Source organism: Massilia sp. Bi118 (assembly GCF_918697865.1).
GTDB lineage: Bacteria > Pseudomonadota > Gammaproteobacteria > Burkholderiales > Burkholderiaceae_D > Telluria.
On record NZ_CAKKMV010000026.1, the window covers coordinates 22,379 to 46,077 of the forward strand.

21 protein-coding genes are annotated in these 23,699 nt (G+C 67.3%); 11 read left to right on the forward strand and 10 right to left on the reverse strand.

Annotated elements, in window-relative coordinates:
• Positions 1 to 3 precede the first annotated feature (3 nt).
• The 3 genes from LQV39_RS25190 (at position 4) to LQV39_RS25200 (ending at position 2,869) form a co-directional block, all read left to right on the forward strand.
• On the forward strand, positions 4 to 1,368 hold the full coding sequence (locus LQV39_RS25190; protein WP_230029936.1) for a sensor histidine kinase: 1,365 nt from the start codon (positions 4 to 6) through the stop codon (positions 1,366 to 1,368).
• A gap of 20 nt (positions 1,369 to 1,388) precedes the next feature.
• Positions 1,389 to 2,360, forward strand: a complete 972-nt coding sequence (locus LQV39_RS25195; protein ID WP_374199485.1) for a threo-3-hydroxy-L-aspartate ammonia-lyase — start codon at positions 1,389 to 1,391, stop codon at positions 2,358 to 2,360.
• A gap of 98 nt (positions 2,361 to 2,458) precedes the next feature.
• The gene (locus LQV39_RS25200; RefSeq protein WP_230029937.1) at positions 2,459 to 2,869 is read left to right on the forward strand and encodes a YXWGXW repeat-containing protein; all 411 of its coding nucleotides are present in this window, start codon (positions 2,459 to 2,461) and stop codon (positions 2,867 to 2,869) included.
• 25 nt (positions 2,870 to 2,894) lie between these two features.
• On the opposite strand, the gene LQV39_RS25205 is transcribed toward LQV39_RS25200, so the two are convergent.
• Positions 2,895 to 4,424, reverse strand: coding sequence for a PAS domain-containing sensor histidine kinase (locus LQV39_RS25205; protein WP_230029938.1), 1,530 nt, complete (start codon positions 4,422 to 4,424; stop codon positions 2,895 to 2,897).
• Positions 4,425 to 4,434: 10 nt separating this feature from the next.
• Positions 4,435 to 5,970, reverse strand: a complete 1,536-nt coding sequence (locus tag LQV39_RS25210; protein WP_230029939.1) for an ATP-binding protein — start codon at positions 5,968 to 5,970, stop codon at positions 4,435 to 4,437.
• Between the two features lie 112 nt (positions 5,971 to 6,082).
• Here LQV39_RS25210 and LQV39_RS25215 point away from each other — a divergent pair, with 112 nt between their 5' ends.
• The 3 genes from LQV39_RS25215 (at position 6,083) to LQV39_RS25225 (ending at position 8,877) form a co-directional block, all read left to right on the forward strand.
• The gene (locus LQV39_RS25215; RefSeq protein WP_230029940.1) at positions 6,083 to 7,513 is read left to right on the forward strand and encodes an aldehyde dehydrogenase family protein; all 1,431 of its coding nucleotides are present in this window, start codon (positions 6,083 to 6,085) and stop codon (positions 7,511 to 7,513) included.
• The gene (locus tag LQV39_RS25220; protein ID WP_230029941.1) at positions 7,497 to 8,441 is read left to right on the forward strand and encodes an AraC family transcriptional regulator; all 945 of its coding nucleotides are present in this window, start codon (positions 7,497 to 7,499) and stop codon (positions 8,439 to 8,441) included. The genes LQV39_RS25215 and LQV39_RS25220 overlap by 17 nt, the downstream gene beginning before the upstream one ends.
• An 88-nt stretch (positions 8,442 to 8,529) precedes the next feature.
• On the forward strand, positions 8,530 to 8,877 hold the full coding sequence (locus tag LQV39_RS25225) for a DUF4124 domain-containing protein (RefSeq protein WP_230029942.1): 348 nt from the start codon (positions 8,530 to 8,532) through the stop codon (positions 8,875 to 8,877).
• Between the two features lie 9 nt (positions 8,878 to 8,886).
• Here the strand turns inward: LQV39_RS25225 and LQV39_RS25230 are convergent, their stop codons facing one another.
• From LQV39_RS25230 to LQV39_RS25240, 3 genes are all read right to left on the reverse strand, one after another.
• Positions 8,887 to 11,841: an EAL domain-containing protein gene (locus tag LQV39_RS25230; protein WP_230029943.1), complete on the reverse strand. Its 2,955-nt coding sequence runs from the start codon at positions 11,839 to 11,841 to the stop codon at positions 8,887 to 8,889.
• Positions 11,842 to 11,940: 99 nt separating this feature from the next.
• The gene (locus LQV39_RS25235) at positions 11,941 to 12,651 is read right to left on the reverse strand and encodes a hypothetical protein (RefSeq protein ID WP_230029944.1); all 711 of its coding nucleotides are present in this window, start codon (positions 12,649 to 12,651) and stop codon (positions 11,941 to 11,943) included.
• Positions 12,652 to 12,846: 195 nt separating this feature from the next.
• Positions 12,847 to 13,689 (reverse strand): PhzF family phenazine biosynthesis protein, encoded by an 843-nt coding sequence (locus LQV39_RS25240; protein ID WP_230029945.1) that lies wholly within the window; start codon positions 13,687 to 13,689, stop codon positions 12,847 to 12,849.
• A gap of 127 nt (positions 13,690 to 13,816) precedes the next feature.
• Here LQV39_RS25240 and LQV39_RS25245 point away from each other — a divergent pair, with 127 nt between their 5' ends.
• Together LQV39_RS25245 and LQV39_RS25250 are read left to right on the forward strand one after the other, a co-directional pair.
• Entirely contained in the window at positions 13,817 to 14,104 is a 288-nt protein-coding gene (locus LQV39_RS25245) for an autorepressor SdpR family transcription factor (RefSeq protein ID WP_230029946.1), read from the forward strand.
• On the forward strand, positions 14,101 to 14,745 hold the full coding sequence (locus tag LQV39_RS25250) for an SdpI family protein (protein WP_230029947.1): 645 nt from the start codon (positions 14,101 to 14,103) through the stop codon (positions 14,743 to 14,745). The genes LQV39_RS25245 and LQV39_RS25250 overlap by 4 nt, the downstream gene beginning before the upstream one ends.
• Before the next feature lie 61 nt (positions 14,746 to 14,806).
• Here the strand turns inward: LQV39_RS25250 and LQV39_RS25255 are convergent, their stop codons facing one another.
• Together LQV39_RS25255 and fabF are read right to left on the reverse strand one after the other, a co-directional pair.
• Complete coding sequence (locus LQV39_RS25255; RefSeq protein WP_230029948.1) at positions 14,807 to 16,627, reverse strand: amidase; 1,821 nt, start codon at positions 16,625 to 16,627, stop codon at positions 14,807 to 14,809.
• A gap of 82 nt (positions 16,628 to 16,709) precedes the next feature.
• A complete protein-coding gene (gene fabF / locus LQV39_RS25260) occupies positions 16,710 to 17,954 on the reverse strand; it encodes a beta-ketoacyl-ACP synthase II (RefSeq protein ID WP_230029949.1) in 1,245 nt (414 codons plus the stop codon).
• Positions 17,955 to 18,083: 129 nt separating this feature from the next.
• Here fabF and LQV39_RS25265 point away from each other — a divergent pair, with 129 nt between their 5' ends.
• On the forward strand, positions 18,084 to 19,115 hold the full coding sequence (locus tag LQV39_RS25265) for an AraC family transcriptional regulator (protein ID WP_230029950.1): 1,032 nt from the start codon (positions 18,084 to 18,086) through the stop codon (positions 19,113 to 19,115).
• Positions 19,116 to 19,124: 9 nt separating this feature from the next.
• Here the strand turns inward: LQV39_RS25265 and LQV39_RS25270 are convergent, their stop codons facing one another.
• Complete coding sequence (locus LQV39_RS25270) at positions 19,125 to 20,024, reverse strand: LysR family transcriptional regulator (RefSeq protein WP_230029951.1); 900 nt, start codon at positions 20,022 to 20,024, stop codon at positions 19,125 to 19,127.
• 103 nt (positions 20,025 to 20,127) lie between these two features.
• On the opposite strand from LQV39_RS25270, the gene LQV39_RS25275 reads away from it, so the two are divergent.
• Entirely contained in the window at positions 20,128 to 21,342 is a 1,215-nt protein-coding gene (locus tag LQV39_RS25275) for an MFS transporter (protein WP_230029952.1), read from the forward strand.
• Positions 21,343 to 21,365: 23 nt separating this feature from the next.
• Complete coding sequence (gene dkgB / locus LQV39_RS25280; protein ID WP_230029953.1) at positions 21,366 to 22,169, forward strand: 2,5-didehydrogluconate reductase DkgB; 804 nt, start codon at positions 21,366 to 21,368, stop codon at positions 22,167 to 22,169.
• 122 nt (positions 22,170 to 22,291) lie between these two features.
• Here dkgB and LQV39_RS25285 read toward each other — a convergent pair whose 3' ends face one another.
• A complete protein-coding gene (locus LQV39_RS25285; RefSeq protein ID WP_230029954.1) occupies positions 22,292 to 23,014 on the reverse strand; it encodes a glutathione S-transferase in 723 nt (240 codons plus the stop codon).
• Between the two features lie 354 nt (positions 23,015 to 23,368).
• Positions 23,369 to 23,699 (reverse strand): hypothetical protein (locus tag LQV39_RS25290; RefSeq protein WP_230029955.1); only part of this gene is annotated, 331 nt, incomplete at its 5' end.

The following is a 23,699-nucleotide window of genomic DNA, read 5'->3' on the forward strand; positions in this document are numbered from 1 at the left end:
CCGATGTCCGAAGCGCCACGCACGCGCCTGTTCGGCCGCATGAAGAGCGGCCTGTTCTGGCGCACCTTCCTGCTGCTGTCCTTCCTGACGGGCCTGTCGATGGCCTCGTGGATCGGCATGATCAACGTGTTCCAGCGCGGCCCGCAGGCGGAACAGACGGCGGAGCTGCTGGTCTCGGTAGTCACCCTCACCAAAGCGGCGCTGACCCACTCGGCGCCCGATCTGCGCACCGAGCTGCTGTTCGAGCTGGTCTCGAACGAAGGCATCCGCATCCTCACGCTGGAACCCGACGACAAGGTCGAACCGCCGCCTTCCAACGCGCTGATGCCGGAGATCGCCGCCATGGTCCGCCAGCGCCTCGGCAAGGACACCCGCTTCTCGCGCAAGGTCAACGACATGCCGGGCTTCTGGGTCAGCTTCGACATCGACGGCGACAAATACTGGCTGATGCTGGAGCGCGACCGCCTGGCCGGCCTCACCCGCGTGCAGTGGCTGGGCTGGGCCACGGTGGTGGGCGCCCTGTCCCTGCTGGGCGCGGCCTTGATCTCGACCCTGATCAACCGGCCGCTGGCGCGCCTCACCGCGGCCGCGCGCTCGATCGCCCAGGGCAAGCGCCCCGCCCCGCTGCCTGAAAAGGGCTCGCAGGAGATCATCGAGGCCAACCGCAGCTTCAACCAGATGGTCGACGACCTGCAGCAGCTCGAGAAGGACCGCGCGATCATCCTGGCCGGCATCTCGCACGATTTGCGCACGCCGCTGGCGCGCATGCAGCTGGAGGTCGAGATGGCCAACCTGTCGCAGGAAGCGCGCGAGGGCATGCAGTCCGACATTGCGCAGATGGACGCCATCATCGGCCAGTTCCTCGACTTCGCGCGCCCCACCGAGACCGCCACCTTCGTGCCGGTCGACCTGTCCGAGCTGCTCGACGATTGCGCGCATACTGCCGCCCGCCTGCCGGACGTGCGCATCGCCACCGCCATCGAGCCGGGCATCATCCGCGTGCCGGCCAACGCCACCGACCTGCGCCGCGTCTTCAACAACGTGATCGAGAACGCGCGCCGCTACGGCAAGACGCCCGGCACCGAGATCACCCAGATCGACATCGCCTGCCAGGTCAAAATGACGGGCCACGGCCGCCGCGCGGTGGTCGAGATCGGCGACCATGGGGTCGGCGTGCCCGACGACCAGATCCAGCTGCTGCTGCGTCCCTTCACCCGCCTCGACACCGCGCGCGGCCAGGCCAACGGCGCCGGCCTCGGGCTGGCCATCGTCGAGCGCGTCATCACCCGCCACAACGCCGAGCTGCAGGTGCGCAACCGCGACGGCGGCGGGCTGGTGCTACAGTTTTCCTTCCCGCTCGCCGCCTGAGCCTTCGCTATACTATCGCCATGAACGATACCACCACCCCACTCTCGTATTCCGACGTCGAACAGGCCGCCGCCCGCATCGAAGGCGCGGCCCACCGCACGCCGGTCCTGACCTCGCGCACCGCCGACGCCATGGCCGGCGCGCAGCTGTTCTTCAAGGCCGAGAACTACCAGCGCATGGGCGCCTTCAAGTTCCGCGGCGCCTACAACGCCATTTCAAAGTTCAGTGAGGCGCAGCGCCAGGCCGGCGTGTTGACCTTCTCGTCAGGCAATCACGCGCAGGCGATTGCACTGTCGGCGAAGCTGGCCGGCATCAAGGCTGCCATCATCATGCCGAAGGATGCGCCGGAACTGAAGGTGCGCGCCACCCAGGGCTATGGCGGCGAAGTGATCTTCTACGACCGCTACACCGAAAACCGCGAAGAGATCGGCGCCCGCCTGGCCCGGGAGCGCGGCATGACCCTGATCCCGCCCTATGACCATCCGGACGTGATCGCCGGCCAGGGCACGGCCGCGAAAGAGCTGTTCGACGAGGTGGGCGAGCTGGACATCCTGCTGGTGCCGCTCGGCGGCGGCGGCCTGCTGGCCGGCTGCGCGCTGGCGGCCTCGAAGCTGTCGCCGAACTGCACCGTGATCGGCGTCGAGCCGGAAGCCGGCAACGATGGCCAGCAATCGCTGCGCAGCGGCCAGATCGTCGACATCGGCGTGCCGCAGACCATCGCCGACGGCGCCCAGACCAGCCACCTGGGCCAGCACAACTTTGCCGTCATCAAGAAGCTCGTGTCGGACATCGTCACCGTCAGCGACGCCCAGCTGGTCGAGACCATGAAATTCTTTGCCGAGCGCATGAAGATGATCGTCGAGCCGACCGGCTGCCTGGCCGCGGCGGCTGCCATGCATGGCGTGGTACCCGTGGCCGGCAAGAAAGTCGGCATCCTGATCAGCGGCGGCAACGTCGACCTGGCGCGCTTCTCGAAGCTGGTCTCGGCCTGAGCCTGCCGGCGGGGGCGGGCGGCGTTAATCGGCGCACAGTCGCGTTCGCAGCATGGGCGTAGAGTTGACCTGCAACATAACTCTATAAGGAGGACACCATGACCAAGATTCAGAAACTCCTGATCGCCAGCCTGCTCGCCGGCTCTTTCGGCACCTTTACCATCCCGGCCGTGGCCGACACCCTGATCATCCGCGAGGCGCCGCCGGCGCCGCGCCACGAGCGCGTCCCGGCGCCGCGCCGCGGCTACGTCTGGGCCCCGGGCCACTGGGAATACCGTCACGGCCGTTACGTGTGGACCCGCGGCACCTGGCTGCGCGAGCGCCACGGCTATGCCTACAATGCCCCGACCTGGGTCGAGCGCGACGGCCGCTGGGTGATGGAACGCGGCGGCTGGCGCCGTGGCGACCGTGACGGCGACGGCATCCGCAACAGCCGCGACCGCGACCGCGATGGCGACGGGGTACCGAACCGGATGGACGACCGTCCGAACAACCCGAACCGCCACTAAGGCTTTTTAAGCCAGAGAGCTGCTCTCAAACAGGGACCGTGGCAAGGCTGACCGTGAATGTGCTGCCCTTGCCCGGTCCCTGGCTGTGCGCGGCCACGGTGCCGCCGTGCAGGACGACGATGTTCTGCACCAGCGCCAGGCCGATGCCCAGGCCGCCGCGGATTCGTTCCGGCGCGTGATCGCCGCGGCTGAACAGGTCGAACACGTGCGGCAGCAGCCGGGGCTCGATGCCGGCGCCGTCGTCGCGCACGGCGATCCTGACCGCTGGCGCCTTGAGCGTCACCGACAGCACGATCCGCCCGCCCGGCGGCGTGTACCTGGCCGCATTGTCGAGCAGGCTCACGAGCACCTGCACCAGGCGCCTGGCGTCGCCGATCACGGCCGCATTGCCCGCTTCCTGCTCCACCACCAGCGCATGGCCGCGCGCCTCCATCAGCGGCCGCACCTGCGCGACCGCGTCGGCGACGATGGCCTCGACCTCGACCCGCGTCCGTTCCAGCTGAATCTGGCCGCGCATGACGCGCGACACGTCCAGCAGGTCGTCGACCAGCGAGCCCAGGTGCCGCACCTGACGGCCGATGTCTTCGCTCGCCTTCAGCACCCGCAAGTCGCCGGCGCCGGTGGTCTTCAGCACGTCCATCGCCAGCGCGATCGGCGCCAGCGGCACGCGCAGCTCGTGCGCCAGCGTTGCCAGGAATTCGTCCTTGCGCCGGTCCTGCTCCTGCAGCGAGCCATACAGGCCCGCGTTCTCGAAGCCGTTCGAGGCGATCGAGGCCAGCTGCACGAGGATGGCCTCGTCTTCGTCGCTGAACTCGCCCTGGTGCTTGTCCCAGGCCTCGATCAGGCCGATGTTGTTGCCCTTGCGGTCGACCAGCGGCACTGCCAGGCGCGCGCGCATCGGCGGCGGCTCGGCGGCGCCCGCGGCGCGCGAGACCGCCTTGACGGCCTGGCGCAGATGCGAACCCTCGCTCAGCGACACGCCCGCATGGCGCACCTCCAGGATCGCCCGCACCTCCTCCACCAGGGCCTCGGCGATCTGCTGCGAGGACAGCGCGGTGTTCAGGGTGCGCGAGGCCTGGGCGACCTTGGCCAGCAGGGCCGAATTGCGCTTCTCGCGGTCGAGGCGCTGGGCCAGCTCGGTCTGGGCCTCCACCTGCTCGGTGATATCGTCGTGCATCAGCATGACTTCGACCACCTTGCCATGCTCGTCCTTGACCGGGTGGGCCAGCGCCTTCACCCAGCGCGCCTGGGCCGCGCCGTCGAAGCGCGAGACGTCGAAGCGGATCGGCGGAATCTCGACCGATTCGCCGTCCAGCGCGCGCCGCAGGTAAGCCGTGACGCCGCTGGCGACCAGCTCCGGATCGGTGAGGACGTTCAGCTCCCCGCTGAGGAACATCTGCTTGACCGGGTGGTCGTCGTGGAACTGGAACAGGTTCTCCCAGGCCTTGTTGACGGCCAGCGTGCGGCCGTCAAGCGCCAGGATCTGGATGCTGACAGGGGCCTGCTGGAACAGGGTCTGGTAGCGCTGCGCCGGGATGGCGGATTCGTCGTGCATGGCGTGTGCGTTATGAGGTTTCGGGACTGAGCGCGAGGCTGATCGTGAAGGTGCTGCCCTGGCCCGGCCCATCGCTGTGCGCGCTCACCGTGCCGCCGTGCAGGACCACGATGATGCGCACCAGCGCCAGGCCGATGCCGAGACCGCCCTGGGCGCGGTCCGGCGTGCGTTCGGCCTGGGTGAAGAGGTCGAACACCTGCGGCAGCAGGCGGGCGTCGATGCCGATGCCGTTGTCGCGCACGGCGATCTGCACCCGTCCGTTTTCACAGGCGCTCGACAGCACAATGCGTCCGCCGCGCGGCGTGTACTTGGCCGCATTATTCAAGAGGTTGACCAGCACCTGCACCAGGCGCTTGGCGTCGCCGGTCACGGTGGGATCGCCTGCCGCCGGCTCGATGTCGAGAACCTGCTCGCGCGCCTCGAACAGGGGCCGCGCCTGTTCGACGGCGCTGGCGACGACGGCGTCGACCTCGACCCGCGCGCACTCCAGCTGGATCAGGCCGCGCGTGACGCGCGAGACGTCCAGCAGGTCGTCCACCAGGGCCGTCATGTGGCGCACCTGGCGGCCGATGACTTCACTGGCCCTGGCCACCCTGTCCTCGCCGGCGCGGCCGAACTTCAGCATGTCCGCCGCCGCCGAAATCGGCGCGAGCGGATTGCGCAGCTCGTACGCCAGCATCGCCAGGAATTCGTCCTTGCGCCGGTCCTGCTCCTGCAGCGAGGCCAGCAGGCGCATGCGCTCGGCCTGGGACATGACCATGTCGTGGATGTCGGTGTTGGCGCCTATCCATTCGCGGACCGCGCCGTCCTCGTCGGCGATGGGCACGCCCTTCACCGCGGTCCAGCGCCAGGCGCCGTCGGCGCGGCGCAGGCGGTACTCGGTCTCGAACACACCGCGGGTCGCCACGCAATGCGCCCACAGGCGGGCGGTGGTCTCGCGGTCGTCCGGGTGCAGGGCGTCGAGCCAGCCGTATTCCTTCCACTCCTCGTAGCTCTGGCCGGTGAAGGCGCGCCACGAGGGCGAGTCCTCGAGCACGCGGCCGTCGGCGGCGCTGGTCCAGACGATCTGCGAGGTCGCCATCACCAGCGAGCGAAAGCGCTCTTCGCGCACACGCAGCGCGCTTTCCGCCGTGACGCGGTCGGTGATGTCCTCGTGCATCAGCATCACTTCGAGCACCGCCCCGTTGTCGTCCTTGATCGGGTGGGCGCGCGCCGTGACCCAGCGCGCGTGCGCGGCGCCGCCCTCGAGCCGGCCGACGTCGTAGCGGATCGCCGGAATCTCGACCGCCTCCCCGGCCAGCGCGCGCCGCAGGTAGCCGGCGACGCCGCTGGCGACCAGTTGCGAGTCGGTCAGGACGTTGTACTCGTCCAGGATGAAGGCATGCAGCTCGCTGCCTGCGTGGATCTGCCACAACGCTTCCCAGGCTTTGTTGACGCGCAGCGTACGGCCGCCGGGAGCGAGGATCTGGAGGCTGACGGGCGCTTGCCGGAACAGTTCGCGGTAGCGCAGCTCCTGGGTGGCTGTGTTGTCTGGGTCGGATTGCATCCGGGCATGATGGCATGTAAGGCAGGATCAGGCAATCTTTGGACGGGATCCTGCTACCGCCTTCCGAGCGGCCGCTCCTACCATGGAAGCATCGTTCAACAGGAGAGCCGGCATGCGCATCATAGCCAACGTTTACATCGACGGCGAATTCGCCGTACCGCACGGGCGCGAAGCGCTGGTGCTGGTCGATCCGGCCACCGAACGCGAGACCACCACCGTCATCCTCGCCGACGAACTAGATGCCCGCCGCGCCATCGCCGCGGCGAAAGCGGCCTTTCTGGCATTCTCGCAAACCAGCCGCGCCGAGCGCATGGAATGGCTGCAGGCTCTGTCCAATGCGGTGGCGGCGGCCGAAGCGGACATCGTCGAGGTCATGGTGGCCGAATACGGCGGCACCATGGCCATGGCGCAGGGCACCGCCAGGCGCGCCGCCGCCTCCTTTTCGCTGGCGCGCAAGGTGTTGGCGGACTATGCCTTCGAACGCGAAGTGGGCGGCGCGCGCATGCGCATGCTGCCGCACGGCGTGGTGGGCATGATCACGCCCTGGAACGCGAACACCGGCTTCATCGCCAGCAAGCTGGCCATGGCCATCGCGTCCGGCAGTACCTCGGTGATCAAGCCCAGCGAATTGAGCGCGGCGCAGACGGAACTCATCACGCGCGTGCTGCACGGCGCCGGCCTGCCGCCGGGCGTCTTCAACATCGTCACCGGGCGCGGCGACACGGTCGGCGCCGAGATCGCGCGCCATCCGGACATCGCCAAGATCTCCTTCACCGGCTCGACCGCGGTCGGCAAGGCGATCGCCCGCACCGCCGTCGACAGCATGAAGCGCGTGACCCTGGAACTGGGCGGCAAGTCGCCCACTGTGTTCCTGGACGACGCCGACTTCGCCAAAGCGATGCCGCTGGCGGCGATGGCGGCGGTCATGAACAGCGGCCAGGCCTGCATCGCCGGCACGCGCCTGCTGGTGCCGCGCAGCCGCCTGGCGGAGGCGTCGGAACTGGCGGTGCGCGCTTTCGACGCCCTGGTGGTCGGCCCGACCCACGATCCACGCGTGAACGTGGGCCCGATGGTGACCCGCAAGCAGTGGGAGCGCGTGCAGGGCTATATCGAGCGCGGCGTCGCGGAAGGCGCGACCCTGCTGGCCGGCGGCCCGGGGCGCCCGGCGGGACTGGAGCGCGGCTGGTTCGTGCGCCCGACCGTGTTCGGCGAGGTGCGCAACGACATGGCGATCGCGCGAGAGGAGATCTTCGGCCCGGTCCTGTGCATCATCCCCTACGACAGCGACGAAGACGCGCTGGCGATCGCCAACGACACGCCCTATGGCCTGCATGGCTACGTGTTCGGCGCCGACCCGGCGCGTACGCGGAAAATCGCCGACGGGATCCAGGCCGGGCGGGTGTTCATCAATGGGCTGTATGATATTCCGGAGGCGCCCTTCGGCGGCGTCAAGCAATCCGGCCTGGGGCGCGAGTTCGGCGTCTTCGGCTTCGAGGAATACCTGGAACCGAAAGCCATCATGGGCCATGACACAAGACTCTGACATCGCTGCCGTCGCTGCCGTCGACACCCTGCGCGCGCTGGTGGAAGCCCGCATGGCCGGCAAGCCGGCCGGCGCGCTGGACCTGGCCACCGCCCTGCCCTGGCTGTCGCTGATCCGCCGCCCGGCGCCGACGCCGGCCGGGCGCGGCATCCTCACGCCCTCGGCCTGCCTGCTGGTGCAGGGCGAAAAGGAGATGCTGGTCGGGCAGCAGGTGCTGCGCTACGGGCCGGGCTGCTATGTGCAGGCTGGGGTGGCGATGCCGGTGTCGGGCCAGGTCACCCGCGCCAGCGCGGATGCGCCCTACTACGGCATCCGCATCGACCTCGACCCCAGGGAAATCGCCGCCTTCCTGCTGGAGATGCAGCCCGCGCTGCCTGCGCCACCATGCGCAGGCGCCGACGCGCAGGTAGTCAGCGTCGAGCGCGCGGACAAGGCCATGCTGGAGGTGTTCGTGCGCGTTCTGCGCCTGCTGGAGCGGCCGCGCGACCTGCCGGTGCTGGGCCGGCTGGCGAAGCAGGAACTGCTCTACCACCTGCTCACGGCGCCCGGCGGCGCGGCCCTGGTCCAGGGCATGGGCGGGCAGCGCGAACGCGCGGTCGGCGACGCCATCGACTGGATCCGCACCCACTACAACGAGCCGCTGCGCATCGATGCGCTGGCGCGTGCGGTGCACATGAGCCCATCGGTGCTGCACCGCCGCTTCAAGGCCGCCACCGTGATGAGCCCCCTGCAGTACCAGAAACAGGTACGCCTCCTGGAAGCGCGCAAGCGCCTGATGAGCGGCGAAGCGGAGGCGGCCAGCGTGGCCTACGAGGTCGGTTACGAGAGCCCGTCCCAGTTCAGCCGCGAATACCGGCGCCTGTTCGGCGCGCCGCCGCTGAAGGATGCACAAGCTTTGCGCGGACGGCAGGAAGTCCTACAGCCCTAGGGCCAGGCGGCCTACGGGCAAGGTGAGGAAGATAACAGAGTCCGGCGGGCTCGGCGCGCACACTGTGGCCATACCACAGGAGAACATCATGAAGCGCCCCGTCAAACTGCTGAGCATTTTCGCCGCCGCCGCGTTGTCGGCATCGATGGCATCCGCACTGGCCGGCAACGAAATCGTGAAGTGCGTCGATTCCGCCGGCCACGTGACCCTGACCGACCAGCCCTGCGACACCGGCGCGTCGACGGTAAAACTGTCGAGCGAAACGCCGCAGCCGCAACGCCACGTCGTGACGCCGGCCGAACTGCGCCATGCCAGCTGGAAGCGCCCGCAGGAAGTGCGCCCCGCCACGCTGTCGCGCGATATCGCTACCCTGAAGGAAGCCCGCCGCACCTTGATGCTGCAGGAAACCAAGCCGCGCCTGGCCGGCCTGAATTAATCTTGAGATTTAGTGGAGGTCGCGCAGCGGCGTGACGTCCATCAGGGCCGGCTCGTTGGCCGACGCCCCCAGCGTACGCACCAGCTGCAGCACGTCCTCGCCCTTGATGAAGCTGGCCGAGGAACTCGCCGCCAGCAGTTTTTCCGGCGGCTGCGAACGCGCGATCGCATAGCCCTGCACATAGTCGACGCCGATGTCGGCCAGGGTGCGCACCGTCTCCGCATCCTCGGCCCACTCCGCAATCGTCTTCATGCCCAGGTTGACTGCCAGGTTGACGATCGCCTCGACGATGGCGACGTTGGCAGGATGGGCGTTGATGTTGACGATGAAGTTACCGTCGATCTTCAGCACGTCGGCCGGCAGCTCCTTCAGGTAGGAGAAGGAGGTATAGCCTGCGCCGAAGTCGTCCAGCGCCACCTTCACGCCGAAGGCGCGCACCTGGTCGATGAAGCGGCGCGTATTGTTCAAGTCGTGCAGCGCCACGCTTTCCGTGATCTCCATGCACAGGCGGCCGGCCACGTGCTCGTGGCGCGCCAGGATCTCCAGCGTGTCCTGCACGAAGCGCTCGTCGTTCAGCGAGGCGCCCGACAGATTCATGCAGACGAAGCGGGTATTGGTCAGCGAATCGACGTGGTCTTCGATCCAGGCCAGGGTGGTCGACAGTACCCAGCGGTCGATGACGCCCGCGCGCCCGCTCTTCTCGGCCGCGGCGATCAGCGGGCCGGCCGGCGATACGCGGCCATCCGCCTCGCGCATGCGCAGCAGTACCTCGAAGTTCAGGGATTCGTGCGGCGAGCGCAGCGACATGATCGGCTGCATTTCGAGGAACATGCCCTCGGTCGCGTTCGGGCCGTTCAGGCGCGCGACCAGGTTCAGCTCGGCCTCGCGCTCGTGGAAGGCGCTCGAGCCGCGCTTGTACACCACCAGCCCTTCGGTATTGCCGTCCTTGGCTTCGCGGCAGGCGCGGTCGGCGGTCGAGACGGCGTCTTTCATGGCCATGCCCGGCGCCACTTCGATCAGGCCCACCGAGCCGCGCACATGGAAGGCCTTGTCGCCGACGCGGTAGGGCGAACCGCCGATGCGGTCGACGATGCTGCGGCAGATCAGCGATGCCAGCGAGATCGCCGTATCCGGCATCACGATCACGAATTCGTCGCCGCCCACGCGGCCGATCTGCTGGCCGCCGGCCAGGGTCATCGCCACGCGCTCGCAGACCTGCTTGAGGACTTCGTCGCCGGCGGCGTGGCCGAACAAATCATTAATCAGTTTGAACCGGTCGAGGTCGAGGTAGGCCAGGGTCAGCGGACGGCCCGGCGCCGCGCCGACGGCAACCGACTCGAACATCTTCTCGATGCCGCGGCGGTTGAAGACCTTGGTCAGCGGGTCGTTGTTGGCCATGAAGCGCAGCTGCTCGGTGGCGCGGGTCTTTTCGGTGATGTCTTCGAGGACGCCTTCGATGCGGCCGTGCGCCAGGGTGGCGCGCACCAGGAAGCGGCGCTCGCCCTCGCGCGGGTCGATCTCGAGTTCGACGCTGAGCTGGGACTGCACCTGTTCGCGCATGTGGCTCCAGGTGGCGTCGCTGAAGAACTGCTGCCAGCGCGTACGGCCCGGCGCCAGCGCCTCGCAGGCGAGCATGCGCAGCAGCGCCGGGTTGGCGGACAGGAAGCCGCCGTACTGGTCGAGCGTGAACAGGCCGACCGGCATCGCCTCGTAGGCGTGTTCGAGCTCGGCCTGCGCCGCGATGCGCTTCCTGGTTTCGATGCGCATCTGCTCCGCGATGGCCAGCGCCGCCAGCAGGCTGGAGGCCAGCGCCGCAGTGACGCCGTTGGCCAGATTCAGCAACTCGCGCATGCCGAGCGCCGCAGCGACCACTTCGGCCAGGCTGGACAGGAAGGTCACGCCGAACGAGGCCGCGAACCACATCGCCACCCTCGCACGGTCACGCAACATCAGGTTGATCAGGCCGGCCGTCATCAAGGTCAGACCGGATGCCACGATCACCCACATCACCGGCAGGTAGTAACCGAAGGGCAGCCAGATCGAGAACGGCAGCAGCGCCAGCGCCAGCCACTGCGTCACCCGCAGCGGATGGGCGAAGCGGGTCTTCGCCAGGTCCGCGCCGAACAGCGTCATGTACAGGGTCAGGGTCGAAATCGCGTACAGGGCCGTTGTAACGGCCTTGCTCGGCACCAGCCATCCGGGCGGCAGCGCCTGGCCCAGCCACTGGATGTCCCAGCCGGCCGAGATCGCACCGACGCGCAGATTCAGGATCAGCCAGGCCGCAAACTCGAGGTAGAGCAACTGGCGGTTGATCAGGGCGGTGATCAGGATGAACAGGCTCAGGACGATCATACCGCCGTCGAGCAGGCCCGACTTGCGGTGGAACTGCTGGATCGACCGGGTCATCTCCGTGGCCGGCCATTGCACCGCGCTCAGGCGCGCCGGGCCCGTGAAGCGCGCACGGCACAGCACTTCGGACGAGGCGTAGAGCGGACGCAGGGCGAAGCCGGCCTTGGCGGCCGACAGCGCGCCGGTGGCCGCCTCATGGGAGGCGCTGCCCAGCGATGCCAGGCTGGCGGCATCCCAGCAGCTGATATCGATCGCGTGACGCGAAGGGAACTCGATGACCTGGGGCCCGCCTGGCAAGTCCTGGGACCGCACCGTAAACCAGACGGGGGTTTCGGACAGATGGGTGTCGTAGCGCTCGACCGCGGGCACGCCGGCCAGCTTGCGCAGCGCGGATGCCGGGTCGAGCGGGGCGCCGCTCTCGGCGAGTACACGCACCGGCAGCACGACATCGCCACTCGCGGCGTAATGGTTATTCCAGGAAGCGTAGGCCAGGACGGAGACCAGCAGCACCCCAATCGGCACGAAGTAGACCGACAGCAGGCGCATCATGGCCCGCAACAGGCGGTCAGGATAGGCGGAGATCGGTATTCGTGCAGAACTGGGCGGCTGTGACATAAACTGTATCGGTCGGACGAACGGGCGCCGGCTGCATGCCGGCGCCTGACATTTCCGTAAGGATACAGCCTGCCACTGATGCGGTCAGCAATATTTTGATCAAGCGGCAGCGAACTGGCTCAGCGGCATTGCCACGGGCATGTGCATGGCGCTTTGTGTGGTGGGCAGACCACGCTGTGGCAGGACCAGGCCGATGTCGATGTCCGGATGGTGGGTCTCGCGGAAGAACTTCAGCAGCGGATGGTTGGCGGCGCGCCAGCGTTCCTCGGCGGTAGCGATCTCGAAGGCCATCACGCGATGCGGGATATTGCCCGTATTGCGCAGCGGGACCATTTCGTTCGCGCCAAAGACATCCTTGAACAGCAACTGCTCGTATTGGCGGTCGACCGGGCTGCGTCCAGCAACCACGGCGAAGTCGGTGCCGCTCTGCTCCCAGTAATCGAAGAACGCCTTCATCAACGCGACCTTGACCATATGGCCGATGCGGCCTTCGCCCACGCCCAGGCGCTCGACTTCGCACAAGGCGCGGCCTTGCAGCCAGTCGGGCAGCTGCACGGACTCCTCGAGGTGCAGCGGACGGTAGATATTGGTTTGCAGGCGGGCGGTGCCGATCGCGGTGCCGTCGAGTTTGGACTCGGCCAGCAGCACGACGGTATCTTCTTCGTAGTCGCAGGCTTCCGGCACCATCAGGGTGCGCGCGAACTCGGGAACGTGGCGCGCATAGGCCGCATGGCGGATCGCGACGGCCTTCTTCAGAGCTGCCTCGGTTTCGACGCGGCGGACGGTGAACGGCAGGCGTTCAGTCTTCATCCCTTCGCGGAGAAATTTTGCAGACAGGGCGGCGGGTGGGCGCATTTCCATGGCGGGCTTCCTTGAATAATCGGATAACGTTTTTTCGTTTAGAGAATTATCAAACCTTCAAATGAAAACCTAAGCTTTAAGGAAAGACCCTTTTTACCCCCTATTCATGAATTTCCGAACATCCGTACGTTTAGTTCCCAGGCATTACATGAAGCGGGCCGTGCCTGCCACCCGGATCGAGCTGCCGGGTTCAAGGCCGATGTCTGCGTGCAGGCGCGAACGCACCCCCATGTCCTCGCCCTGCACCACGTCGATGGCGCCGCCGTGCGGCCAGCCGATATCGCGCAGATAGCCGGCCAGGGCCGCGGTGCCGGAACCGGTGGCCGGGTCCTCGTAGACGCCGCCGAAAGCGAAGGGGTTACGGGTATGGAACAGGCGCGCGCTTTCCGCCCAGACCAGCACGATGGTCGGCATGTTCCAGGTCCGCATCAGCTTGCGCCCTGCCTCCAGGTCGTAGCGCATCGCGGCCAGCAGGTCGCGGCTTTGCAGGGCCAGCACCAGGTGGTCGTTGCCGGCGTGGGCCAGGCCGGGCGGGATGCGGCTATCGAGGTCGGCCTCGCCGTAGCCGAACAGGGCCAGCGCCTCGGCCACCAGTTGCGGATCGGCCGGTGCGCTGCGGGTCAGCGGCGACTGCAGGGCCGCGGCGCTCAGGCCGCCCTCGCGCCGGCCTTCGACGGTAATGCTCGCCTGGTTCAGGGCCAGCGGATACACGCCGTCGCCGACTTCGCGCGCCAGCGCGGCGCCAAGGGCGATGGTGGCATGGCCGCAGAAGGGCACCTCGGCCTCGGGCGAGAAGTAACGCACGCGGAACGCCTCCCCGCTGCGCGCGGCGAAGGCGGTCTCGGAAAAGCCCACTTCATGCGCCAGGCGCTGCATCTCCGTCTCGGGCGGCAGCGCCGGGCCGATCCAGACCCCGGCCGGATTGCCGCCCTGGTCGCCGTCGGAAAAGGCGGCGATGCGCAATACCTCGGTGATCGATACGGTCATGGAAGGCTCCTCGAACTGTTGAAAAGAAGAACATGATAAAGCCCCGCCAAAAAGCTTGCCGGGGGCTTGACGGTCGCGGGGGTCCCGCCTATAGTTAGACAATCATCTAATTAGAGAAGAATCGAATATGACGGGCAAGCTTACCGGCGCCTTCAAGGCCATCGCCGATCCGACGCGCCGCGAGATCCTGCATCTGTTGCGCAAGGAAGAGATGACGGCCGGCGACGTCGCCGCCCACTTCGACATGACCAAGCCGACCATGTCGCACCATTTCTCGGTGCTGAAGGATGCCGGCCTGGTCAGCAGCCGGCGCGAGGGCCAGACCATCTGGTACGCGCTGAACACGACGGTCCTGGAGGATGTGCTGGCCTGGACCCTGGATATGGCGCGCGGCGCCAGGGGAGAAAAAGAATGAAGAAGCGGTTCCTGCTGTGGTCTGTTCTGATCTGCGTGCTGGTGGTGGCGGCGACGGTGCTGGTCTACCGCCAGCTGCCCGAGCTTATTCCTTCGCACTGGAACGCGGCCGGCGAGATCGACCGCCACGGCCCGCGCGGCTGGATCTTCACGCAGCCGGTGGTGCTGGTGGTGCTCACGCTGCTGTGGCTGGTGCTGCCGGCGGTCTCGCCGGAGAAGTTCCGCGTCGCCGAATTCAGCGACACCTACTGGTACTGCGGCCTGGTCACCGCCGGCCTGCTCGCCTACATCCAGGCGGTGATCCTGTGGGGCGTCACCGGCGGCACCCTGGACTTGGGACGCGCCCTCCCCGGCGGCATCGGCCTGGCCTTCATCCTGCTGGGGAATGTGCTCGGCAAGGTGAGACGCAACTTCTGGCTGGGCGTGCGCACGCCCTGGACGCTGGCCAGCGACCGGGTCTGGTATGCGACGCACCGGGTGGCCGGCAAGACCATGGTGGTGGGCGGGCTGGTGACCATGCTTGCGGCGATGATGGGATTGCCGGCGTATGTGACGACCGGGGCCTTGATGGCCGGGGCGCTGGTGCCGGTGGTGTTTTCGCTGGTGTATTACAAGCGGCTTGAGCGTACCGGCGGCGCGTAAACGTCATCCCCGCGCAGGCGGGGATCCAGCTTGTGCGCGTTCCGGCAGTGCCCGGAATGACTCAGAATCCCGGCGGCCTTTCGCCCGCCACACCCGCCACCTTCTCCAGCGCCATCCCCACGCGCCCTATCGTCCCCTCATCGAACAGGCGCCCGATCAGGGTCACGCCATGCGGCACGCGCCGCGGCGGCGAGAAGCTCGCCAGCGGCTGCGCCGGATTCGGCGCCCAGTCGGACCTGGCCTGCGCCACCTCCACCGAGCCGGTACGCAGGGTCAGCGACGGGTGGCCCGTGAAATTCGAGATCGTCAGCATCTCGTCGCGCAACGAAGGCACCAGCAGCAGGTCGACCTGCTGGAAGATGCGCGCCATCTCCAGCGCCACCTTGCGCCGCATGCGGTCGCCCTGCACGAAGTCCACCGCCGACAGGAAGCGCGCCTCGCGGAACAGGTTCGGCCAGGCATCCGGCACCTGGGCCTTCAGGCGGTCGACGCGGTGGTCCAGCGTGATCTCTTCGAAGGCCGCCGCCGCTTCCGCGAACAGCACCGCATTCAGCGACTGATAGGGCCAGTCCGGCAGCGTCACCGGCACCGGGGTCAGGCCCAGCTTCTTCAGGTTCTCCAGCGCGGCGCGGTCGACGTCCGTGGCCGGCGCTTCCTTCATCCAGTCGGCAAAGTAGCCGACCTTCAAACCAGATACCTTGGCACTCGCGTCGTAGTCCAGCTTCGCCGGCACGCTGGCGACATCGCCGGCGTCGACGCCGGAAATCGCCTTCAGCACCAGCATCGCATCCTCGACGCTGCGCGTCATCGGACCGAGTTTATCCAGCGACCAGCACAGGGTCATGGCGCCGGTGCGCGGCACCCGGCCGTAGGTCGGGCGCAGACCGGTCACGCCGCAGCGCATCGATGGGCTGACGATGCTGCCGCCGGTCTCGCTGCCGATCGAGAAACCGACCAGGCCCGCCGCCGTGGCCGCACCCGGGCCGGCGCTCGAGCCCGAGGCGCCCTCTTCCAGCAGCCACGGATTCATGGTCTGGCCGCCGAACCAGATATCGTTCAGCGCCAGCGCGCCAAGGCTCAGCTTCGCGATCAGCACGGCGCCGGCAGCGTCCAGCTTCGCCACCACGGCGGCATCCTGCGCCGGCACACGGTCGTGGTAAAAGTCCGCGCCCCAGGTGGTGCGGATGCCCTTCGTGTCCAGCAGGTCCTTCACGCCATACGGAATGCCGTGCAGCGGGCCGCGGTATTTGCCGGCGGCGATCTCCCTGTCGGCCTGGCGGGCGCGCGCCATTGCGTGCGCCTCGGTGAGGGTGATCACGCTGCGCAGCTTGCCGTCATGGCGCTTGATGCGCTCTATATAGATGCGGGTCAGGCGCTCGGAAGTGATGGCGCGGCTCTCGATCCAGCGCGAGAGTTTCGTCACCGGGGCAAAGGCGATGTCCTCGTCCTTCTTCGGCAGCTGGCCGGCGTCGTTGCGGCTGCGGATGAAGCGCTCATGCGCAGGGCCGGCCGGCGCGCCCACCGCGGCTGCTTTCGCCCCGACTGTCGCCGGGGCCCAGACCGTGGCCGGCGCCACGCTGTCCTCGATCGCCAGCTTGCGCGGGCCGGTGCGGCGCTCCATCGTCGATGCCAGCGACACGCGCCAGCTGCCGGCCGCCATCTGGCGCTCGGCCGGCGTCAAGGACACCTGCATCAGCTTTTCGGCTTCCGCAAAGGTCGCGGGCGTGACGTCCGGTCCGACCGGCGGGGTGGCGCCGAAGGTGGGCGGGGCGCCGGGCGTGTCGGCGACCTGGGGTTCGGAACCGAATGTGGACGATGAGGCGCCGGCAACGGCGAGCAGGCCGAGCGGCGCATTGATCAGGAACTGGCGGCGTTGTGTCATGGATCCTCTGCTGGTTGGCATATTGGTCTGGCCAAAGGATGCTAACTCAAGCATGAGCAAAACAACAAGCCGCCCCGGGGTTTTACAGCCGCCCGAACACCAGGCTGGCGTTCACGCCGCCGAAGCCGAAGCCGTTCGAGATCGCGTAGTCGGTCGCGATCCTGCGCGCTTCGCCGGCGACGATGTCCACGCCCTCGGCCGCCGGGTCGGGCTGGCTGAGGTTCAGTGTCGGCGGCGCCATCTGGTCGCGCAGCGCCAGCAAGGTGAAGATCGCCTCGACGCCGCCGGCCGCGCCCAGCAGGTGGCCGGTGGCCGACTTGGTGGCCGACACCGCCGGGCCGCGGCCGGCGCCGAACACTGCCTTGATGGCCGCGAGCTCGCTGGCGTCGCCGGCCGGGGTCGAGGTCGCGTGCGCGTTCAGGTGCCCAATCATGGCGGGGGCGATACCCGCCTGGCGAATCGCGGCCTGCATCGCGCGCCGTCCGCCGTCGCCGTCATCAGGCGGTGAGGTCATGTGCCAGGCGTCCGCGCTGCTGCCGTAGCCGAGCAGTTCGGCGAGCGGCACGGCGCCGCGCCGCAAGGCATGTTCGAGGTCTTCGATGACCAGCATGCCCGCGCCCTCGCCCATCACGAAGCCGTCGCGCGCCTGGTCGAAGGGCCGCGAGGCCTGCGCGGGATGCTCGTTGAAGCCGGTCGACAAGGCCCTGGCGGCGGCAAAGGCGCCCAGACTGACGCGGTCGATGCAGGCCTCGGTGCCGCCGCAGACGGCGATATCGGCCTCGCCGGCGCGGATCAGGCGCGCGGCATCGCCGATGGCTTGCGCGCTGGCGGCGCAGGCCGTGACCGGCGCGCCGATCGGGCCGCGCAGGCCATGGCGGATCGAAATCTGGCCGGCCGCCATGTTGGCCAGGAAGAGCGGCACCGTGAAGGGCGACAGGCGCTTCGGCCCGCGCGTATCGGTGGTGCGCACCGCCTCCGCGATCGTGCCGAAGCCGCCGACGGCGGAAGCGACGATGGTGGCGGTGCGTTCACGCTGCTCGTCGGTCCCGGGCTGCCAGCCGGCCTGCTCCAGCGCTTCGCGCGCCGCCGCCAGGGCGAACAGGCTGAAACGGTCCATCTTCTTCAGGTCCTTGGCGTCGACGATCGACGCGGGATCGAAATCCTGCACCACCCCGCCGACCCGGGACGGGATGCCTTCGACCAGCGCCTCGTCCAGGGGAGCCAGTCCCGAACGGCCCTGCAGCAGATGGGCCCAGGCGGTCTCGACCCCGCAGCCCAGGGGCGAAACCATGCCCATGCCGGTCACCACGATGCGTTTCGCGTTCATTTCATGCTCCTTCCAAATTGGCAAATAATGCGCAAAGCGCGCCACAAGTGAGGGCAGTATAGGAGCGCTGCGTTGCGGTTGTTGCCGCATCGCGCCAATGAATGTGCAAAATGCGCCATAATCGGCGGCATGACTCCATCCTGGCAAAACCACGTCACGGTCTCGGCCCGCGTCCTGCACGAGATGCTGCACGCCCTGCGCGGCAGCCGTGGCAAGGAAGTCGCGGAACGGACGCTGGCCAGCGCCGGCATTCCGCGCCCGCTGCTGCACCGCGCCGACGCGCGCATCACGCGCCAGCAATACGGCGCGCTGTACCGGGCCATCGCGGCCACGCTCGACGACGAGATGCTGGGCCTGTGGTCGCGGCCGATCCGCAGCGGCACCCTGAAATACCTGATGCTCAGCGTGCTCGATGCGCCGACCGTGCTGGTGGCGCTGAACCGCTTCGTCCGTTTCTGGAATCTGCTGCTGGACGACTACCGCCTGTACATCGCGATCAGGCAGGACACGGTCCGCATCGCCCTGCTGGAAAGGACGCCTGGCCTGGACGTCAAGCCGCTCGGCCACGCGCTGATGATGAAGCTGATCCACGGCGCCGCGTCCTGGCTGCTGGGCCGCGAGATCGAACTGCTCGAAGCTGCCTTCCGCTTTCCGAAGCCCAGGCATGTCGAGGACTATGTCTTCATGTTCCCGGGCGCGGTGCGCTTCGACTCGGAGGCCACCGGCATCATTCTCTCATACGCGGATTGCGCGGCTGCCTTCAAGCGCGAGAAGCACGAGTTGTGGGCCTTCCTGAAACGCGCGCCCGAAGACTGGGTCTTCCGTCCGGTGGAAAGCGGCACCATCGTCGCCAGGACCCGCGCTCAGCTCGAGCAGGCGCTGTCCGAGCCGCTCACGATACAGGGCCTGGCCGCGGCCCTGCACATGTCGGTGCGCACGCTGAACCGCCGCTTTGTGGAAGAAGGCACGCACTTCCAGCAGGTGAAGGATGGCCTGCGGCGCGACATCGCCGTGCATCGCCTGACGCACTCGAATGTCCCGGTGGCGGCGCTGGCCTTCGACCTGGGATTCGCCGACGCCACCGGGTTCTGCCGCGCCTTCCGGCACTGGACCGGCAGCAGCCCGGGCGACTATCGCAGGGACGCGCGCGAGGAAGAGTGAAGCCTGGCCTCAACGCGTTTCAAGCATGGTGGACAGACGCTGCGCCAGGAAGTCGACCAGGGCCGCCACGCGCGGCGCCAGCGCCTCCTGTTTGTAGAACACCGCCCACACCGGCTGGCTCCAGGGCAGCGCGCTCTGCTCCAGCACCGGCACCAGGCGGCCGGCGGCTATGTCCGCTCTGGTCAGGAAGTCGGACAGGCTGACAATGCCGGCTCCTTCCAGGGCCAGGTGGCGCAGGGTCTCGCCGCTCGACACCGTCACCTGCGGCTTGGCTGCCCAGCCTTCGTGCCCGCCGTCGCTCAGCGGCCAGGTGTTCAGCGTGGCCGGCGCCGTGAAGCCCAGCAGGCGGTGTTTTGCCAGGTCGGCCACTTTGCCTGGACGGCCGTGGCGCTCGAGGTAGGAAGGCGCGGCCAGCACGCGAATGCGGCTGTGGCCCAGCAGGCGCGCGTTCAGGCTGGAGTCGGGCAGGATGCCGATGCGGATCGCGACGTCGACCTTCTCCTCGATCAGGTCGATATAGGTCTCGCCGCTGGTCAGCTCCAGCGACACTTGCGGGTACTGGTCGAGGAAGTCCGCCACCAGCGGCGCAATCAGATGGTCGAGCGTGGGCGTGGCGGCGTTCACGCGCACCAGTCCCGCCGGATGGCCACGCCTTGCCGCCGCCTGGGCCTCGGTATCTTCCAGTTCCGCCAATACCCGGCGCGCGCGTTCCAGCAGCCAGGCCCCTTCCGCCGTCAGGTCGAGGCGCCGCGTGGTGCGGTGCATGAGGGTCATCCCCAGCTCTTTTTCGAGCCGCGACACGGTGCGCGAGACGCCCGAGGGGGTCTGACCCAACTGCTGGGCGGCGGTCGAGAACGAGCCCGTTTCGGTGACGGTGACGAAGGTAATCAGGGCGCCGACATCCAGCATTTGTGACTCCGAGTCAAAAGTCTATTGTACGACGGCATGTTTTTCTTGCACGCCGGGGTCGGCAGAATGCTGGTTTCGATCAAAGGCTTCGGGAGATTTTGATATGCCACTCGCACTCTGGGCGCTGACACTCAGCGCCTTCGCCATCGGGACGACCGAATTCGTGATCGTCGGCCTGATCCCCACCATCGCCGCCAGCCTGCAGGTGTCCGTGCCCTCGGCCGGCCTGCTGGTCAGCCTGTACGCGCTGGGCGTCGCCATCGGCGCGCCGGTGCTGACCGCCCTCACCGGCCGCGTGCCGCGTAAACTCCTGCTGCTCGGCCTGATGCTGTTGTTCACCGCCGGGAACCTGGTCGCCTGGATGGCGCCCGGCTACGAAGCGCTGATGGCCGCGCGCGTGCTGACCGGCCTGGCGCACGGCGTGTTCTTCTCGATCGGCTCGACCATCGCCACCAGCCTGGTGCCGAAAGAGAAAGCGGCCAGCGCCATCGCCCTGATGTTCAGCGGCCTGACCGTCGCCCTGGTGACCGGCGTGCCGCTCGGGACCTTCATCGGCCAGCATTTCGGCTGGCAGATGACCTTCCTGGCCGTCGCCATGCTGGGCGTGATCGCCTTCATCGGCATCGCCCTGCTGGTGCCTTCAGGGATCGCGCGTGGCAAGCCGGCCTCGCTGCTCACGCAGATGGCGGTGCTGAAGAAGCCGCGCCTGCTGCTGGTGTATGCGATGACGACGCTCGGCTATGGCGGCACCTTCGTCGCCTTTACCTACCTGGCACCGATCCTGCAGCAGGTGGCCGGCTTCTCGGCCGGCGCGGTGGGGCTGGTGATGCTGGTGTACGGCGTCTCGGTCGCCTTCGGGAATATCTGGGGCGGCAAGCTGGCCGACCGCAAGGGTCCGGTGCGCGCGCTGCAGATCGTGTTCGCGCTGCTGGCCGCCGTGCTGCTGGTGCTGCAGTTCACCGCCGCCAACAAGATCGCCGTACTCGTCACCGTGCTGGCCTGGGGCGCGGTCGCCTTCGGCAACGTGCCGGGGCTGCAAGTCTACGTGGTGCAGCGCGCCGGCCGCGATGCGCCGCAGGCGGTGGACGTGGCCTCGGGCCTGAACATCGCCGCCTTCAACGTCGGCATCGCGCTGGGCGCCTGGGGCGGCGGCATCATCGTCGACCGCATCGGCCTGATGGCCACGCCCTGGATCGGCGCACTGGTGGTGCTGGGCGCGCTGCTTCTCACCACCCTGGCCGGCCGCCTGGACCGGCGCGACGCGGCGCGCGGCATCGCGGCGCCTGCCGCTTCGGATACCGCCATCCTCACTCACTGAATACGCTTTTTGGAGAATTTGACATGAACACGATTCCACAACTCGGCCTGGGCACCTTCCGCCTGCAGGGCCAGCAAGCCATCGACTCGGTCCGCAACGGCCTCGAACTGGGTTATCGCCACGTCGACACCGCCCAGATCTACGGCAACGAGGCCGAGGTCGGCGAGGCGCTGCAGGCATCCGAGGTGCCGCGCCGCGAGGTCTTCGTCACCACCAAGATCTGGACCGAGAACCTGGGCGGCGACAAGCTCATTGCAAGCCTGAAGGACAGCCTGCACAAGCTGCGCCTCGAACAGGTCGACCTGACCCTGATCCACTGGCCTTCGCCGCAGGACGCGGTGCCGGTGGCCGAGTCGATGCAGGCTTTACTCGAAGCACGCGCTCAGGGACTGACTGCGGCGATCGGCGTGTCGAATTTTACGAAGGCGCTGCTGGCGCAGGCGATAGCTGCCGTCGGCGCGTCGAATATCGCGACGAATCAGGTGGAGCTGCATCCGTTTTTGCAGAACCGTGGCGTGGCTGATTTTGCGCGCGAACGCGGGATCCATGTGACGGCCTACATGCCGCTGGCGTATGGGAAGGTGCTGGCCGATCCTGCGGTCCTGTCGATCGCTGCGCGGATGAATGCGGCGCCGGCGCAGGTGGCGCTGGCGTGGTCGATGGCGAAGGGGTTTGCGGTGATTCCTTCGTCGACGAAGCGGGAGAATCTGGCCGCGAATCTGGGGGCGCTGGAGGTTCGCTTGTCGGCCGAAGATATCGCGGTGATCGATGGGCTGGAGCGTGGTGAGCGCCTGGTCAACCCGGACTTTGCGCCGGCCTGGGACTAACCCGTCATCGCTAACACGTCATTCCCGCGAAAGCGGGAATCCATACTGAGCGTCCTTGATCACCTTAGTATGGGTTCCCGCTTTCGCGGGAAGTCAAGTCGGGCAATGCCCGGCATGACGATTTACTTCTCCTGCCGCTCCAACTCCGGATAATGCCGGAAAATCCCCTCCTCATTGAACGCAATCCGCCGTTCGGACTTGAGATAAGCCGCAATCCGCGGCCGCGCCGCCACGCGATCACGCAAGGCCCCAAGCAGCGGATAGCCCGCATCGATCCGCCCCATGGTCGCCGGGAAGGCATAGCGCAGGCCTTCGACCAGCTGGAACAGCGACAGGTCCGCATAGGTGAGCGTGTCGCCCGTCAGGTAATCCTTGGGCTCCGGCCGTGCCAGGATGCCTTCGAAATAATCGAGGAACTTCGGGATGCGGGTCTCGATGAAGTCGGCCGAACGGCGCTTGGCTTCCGGGCGCTGGTCCTCGTAGTACAGCGAGGTCGCGATCGGATGGTGGGTCTCGTGCACTTCGGCGACCAGGTCGGCGATCGTCAGCTGCAGCTGGTGCACCCACAGGCCGCCGGCCTCCTCGCTGGGCGCCAGGCCGTGGTGCTGTCCGAGGAAGAGCAGGATGTTGGCGGTCTGGCCTATCGTCAGTCCATTCGCCTTCAGGAAGGGTGGCGCGAAGGGCGGATGATCCGGGCCATCCATCGCCGCCAGCATGCGCGCCATGCCGCCCGGCTCGCGGGCCACGTCCACGTAGTCGACGCCGGCTTCCTCCAGCGCCAGCCGGACGAATTCGCCGCGTCCCTGGATCGTCGGCCAGTAAAAAAGTTCGTAGGGTCGCACCATGATGAAAGTCTTCCTCGTATGGTTGGGAGGCCATAGTAGACCGCTACACCATTTTGCGAGGCACGACAGGCTTGAGATCGTATGTGGAATAACACCACAGCAATCTGAGTCCTCTAACTAGTCAGAGCGAAGGCGGAACACCTAACGCGCGAAGACCCCAGACGGCAACCTAGTCGTTGGCAAAGAGGTTCTTGATGCGTATAGGAAAATTACGGAAACTACCGTTGTCTGAGTAAGGCCCGACTTTTACTGGCGGTTGCGAGTGGCGGAAGATGAACCAGGACGCGAAGCTCAGGGGTAGCACGAAGGGCGACGTAAGCTGCCCTTTTTTTACAATGAACGAAATTCTGCAGATTACCGTTGCTTGCGAATTAACACTATGGATGTAACGACTGCCGATCCGATAAATGCGGCGAAAAGAATGTTGAAAGCCTTCTCTGCATACATAGTTGGCGCTAGGACGAGTATCGCAAAATAGGTAATCACTGCCGTCAGGAAGGCAGCACCAAGAGAAATGAGGGCTGTCCGCATCATGCAAAAGCCTCCGCTCGAGGGCAGTTGAACCGCCCCGGGTTTTGTAGAGGCTCCATTGTTTGAGAAAATGGAGTCATGAAGAAGCAACCGAAGTATTCCCCCGAAGTCATCGAGCGCGCCGTGCGCATGGTCAGCGAAGCTGCCAGCGAGT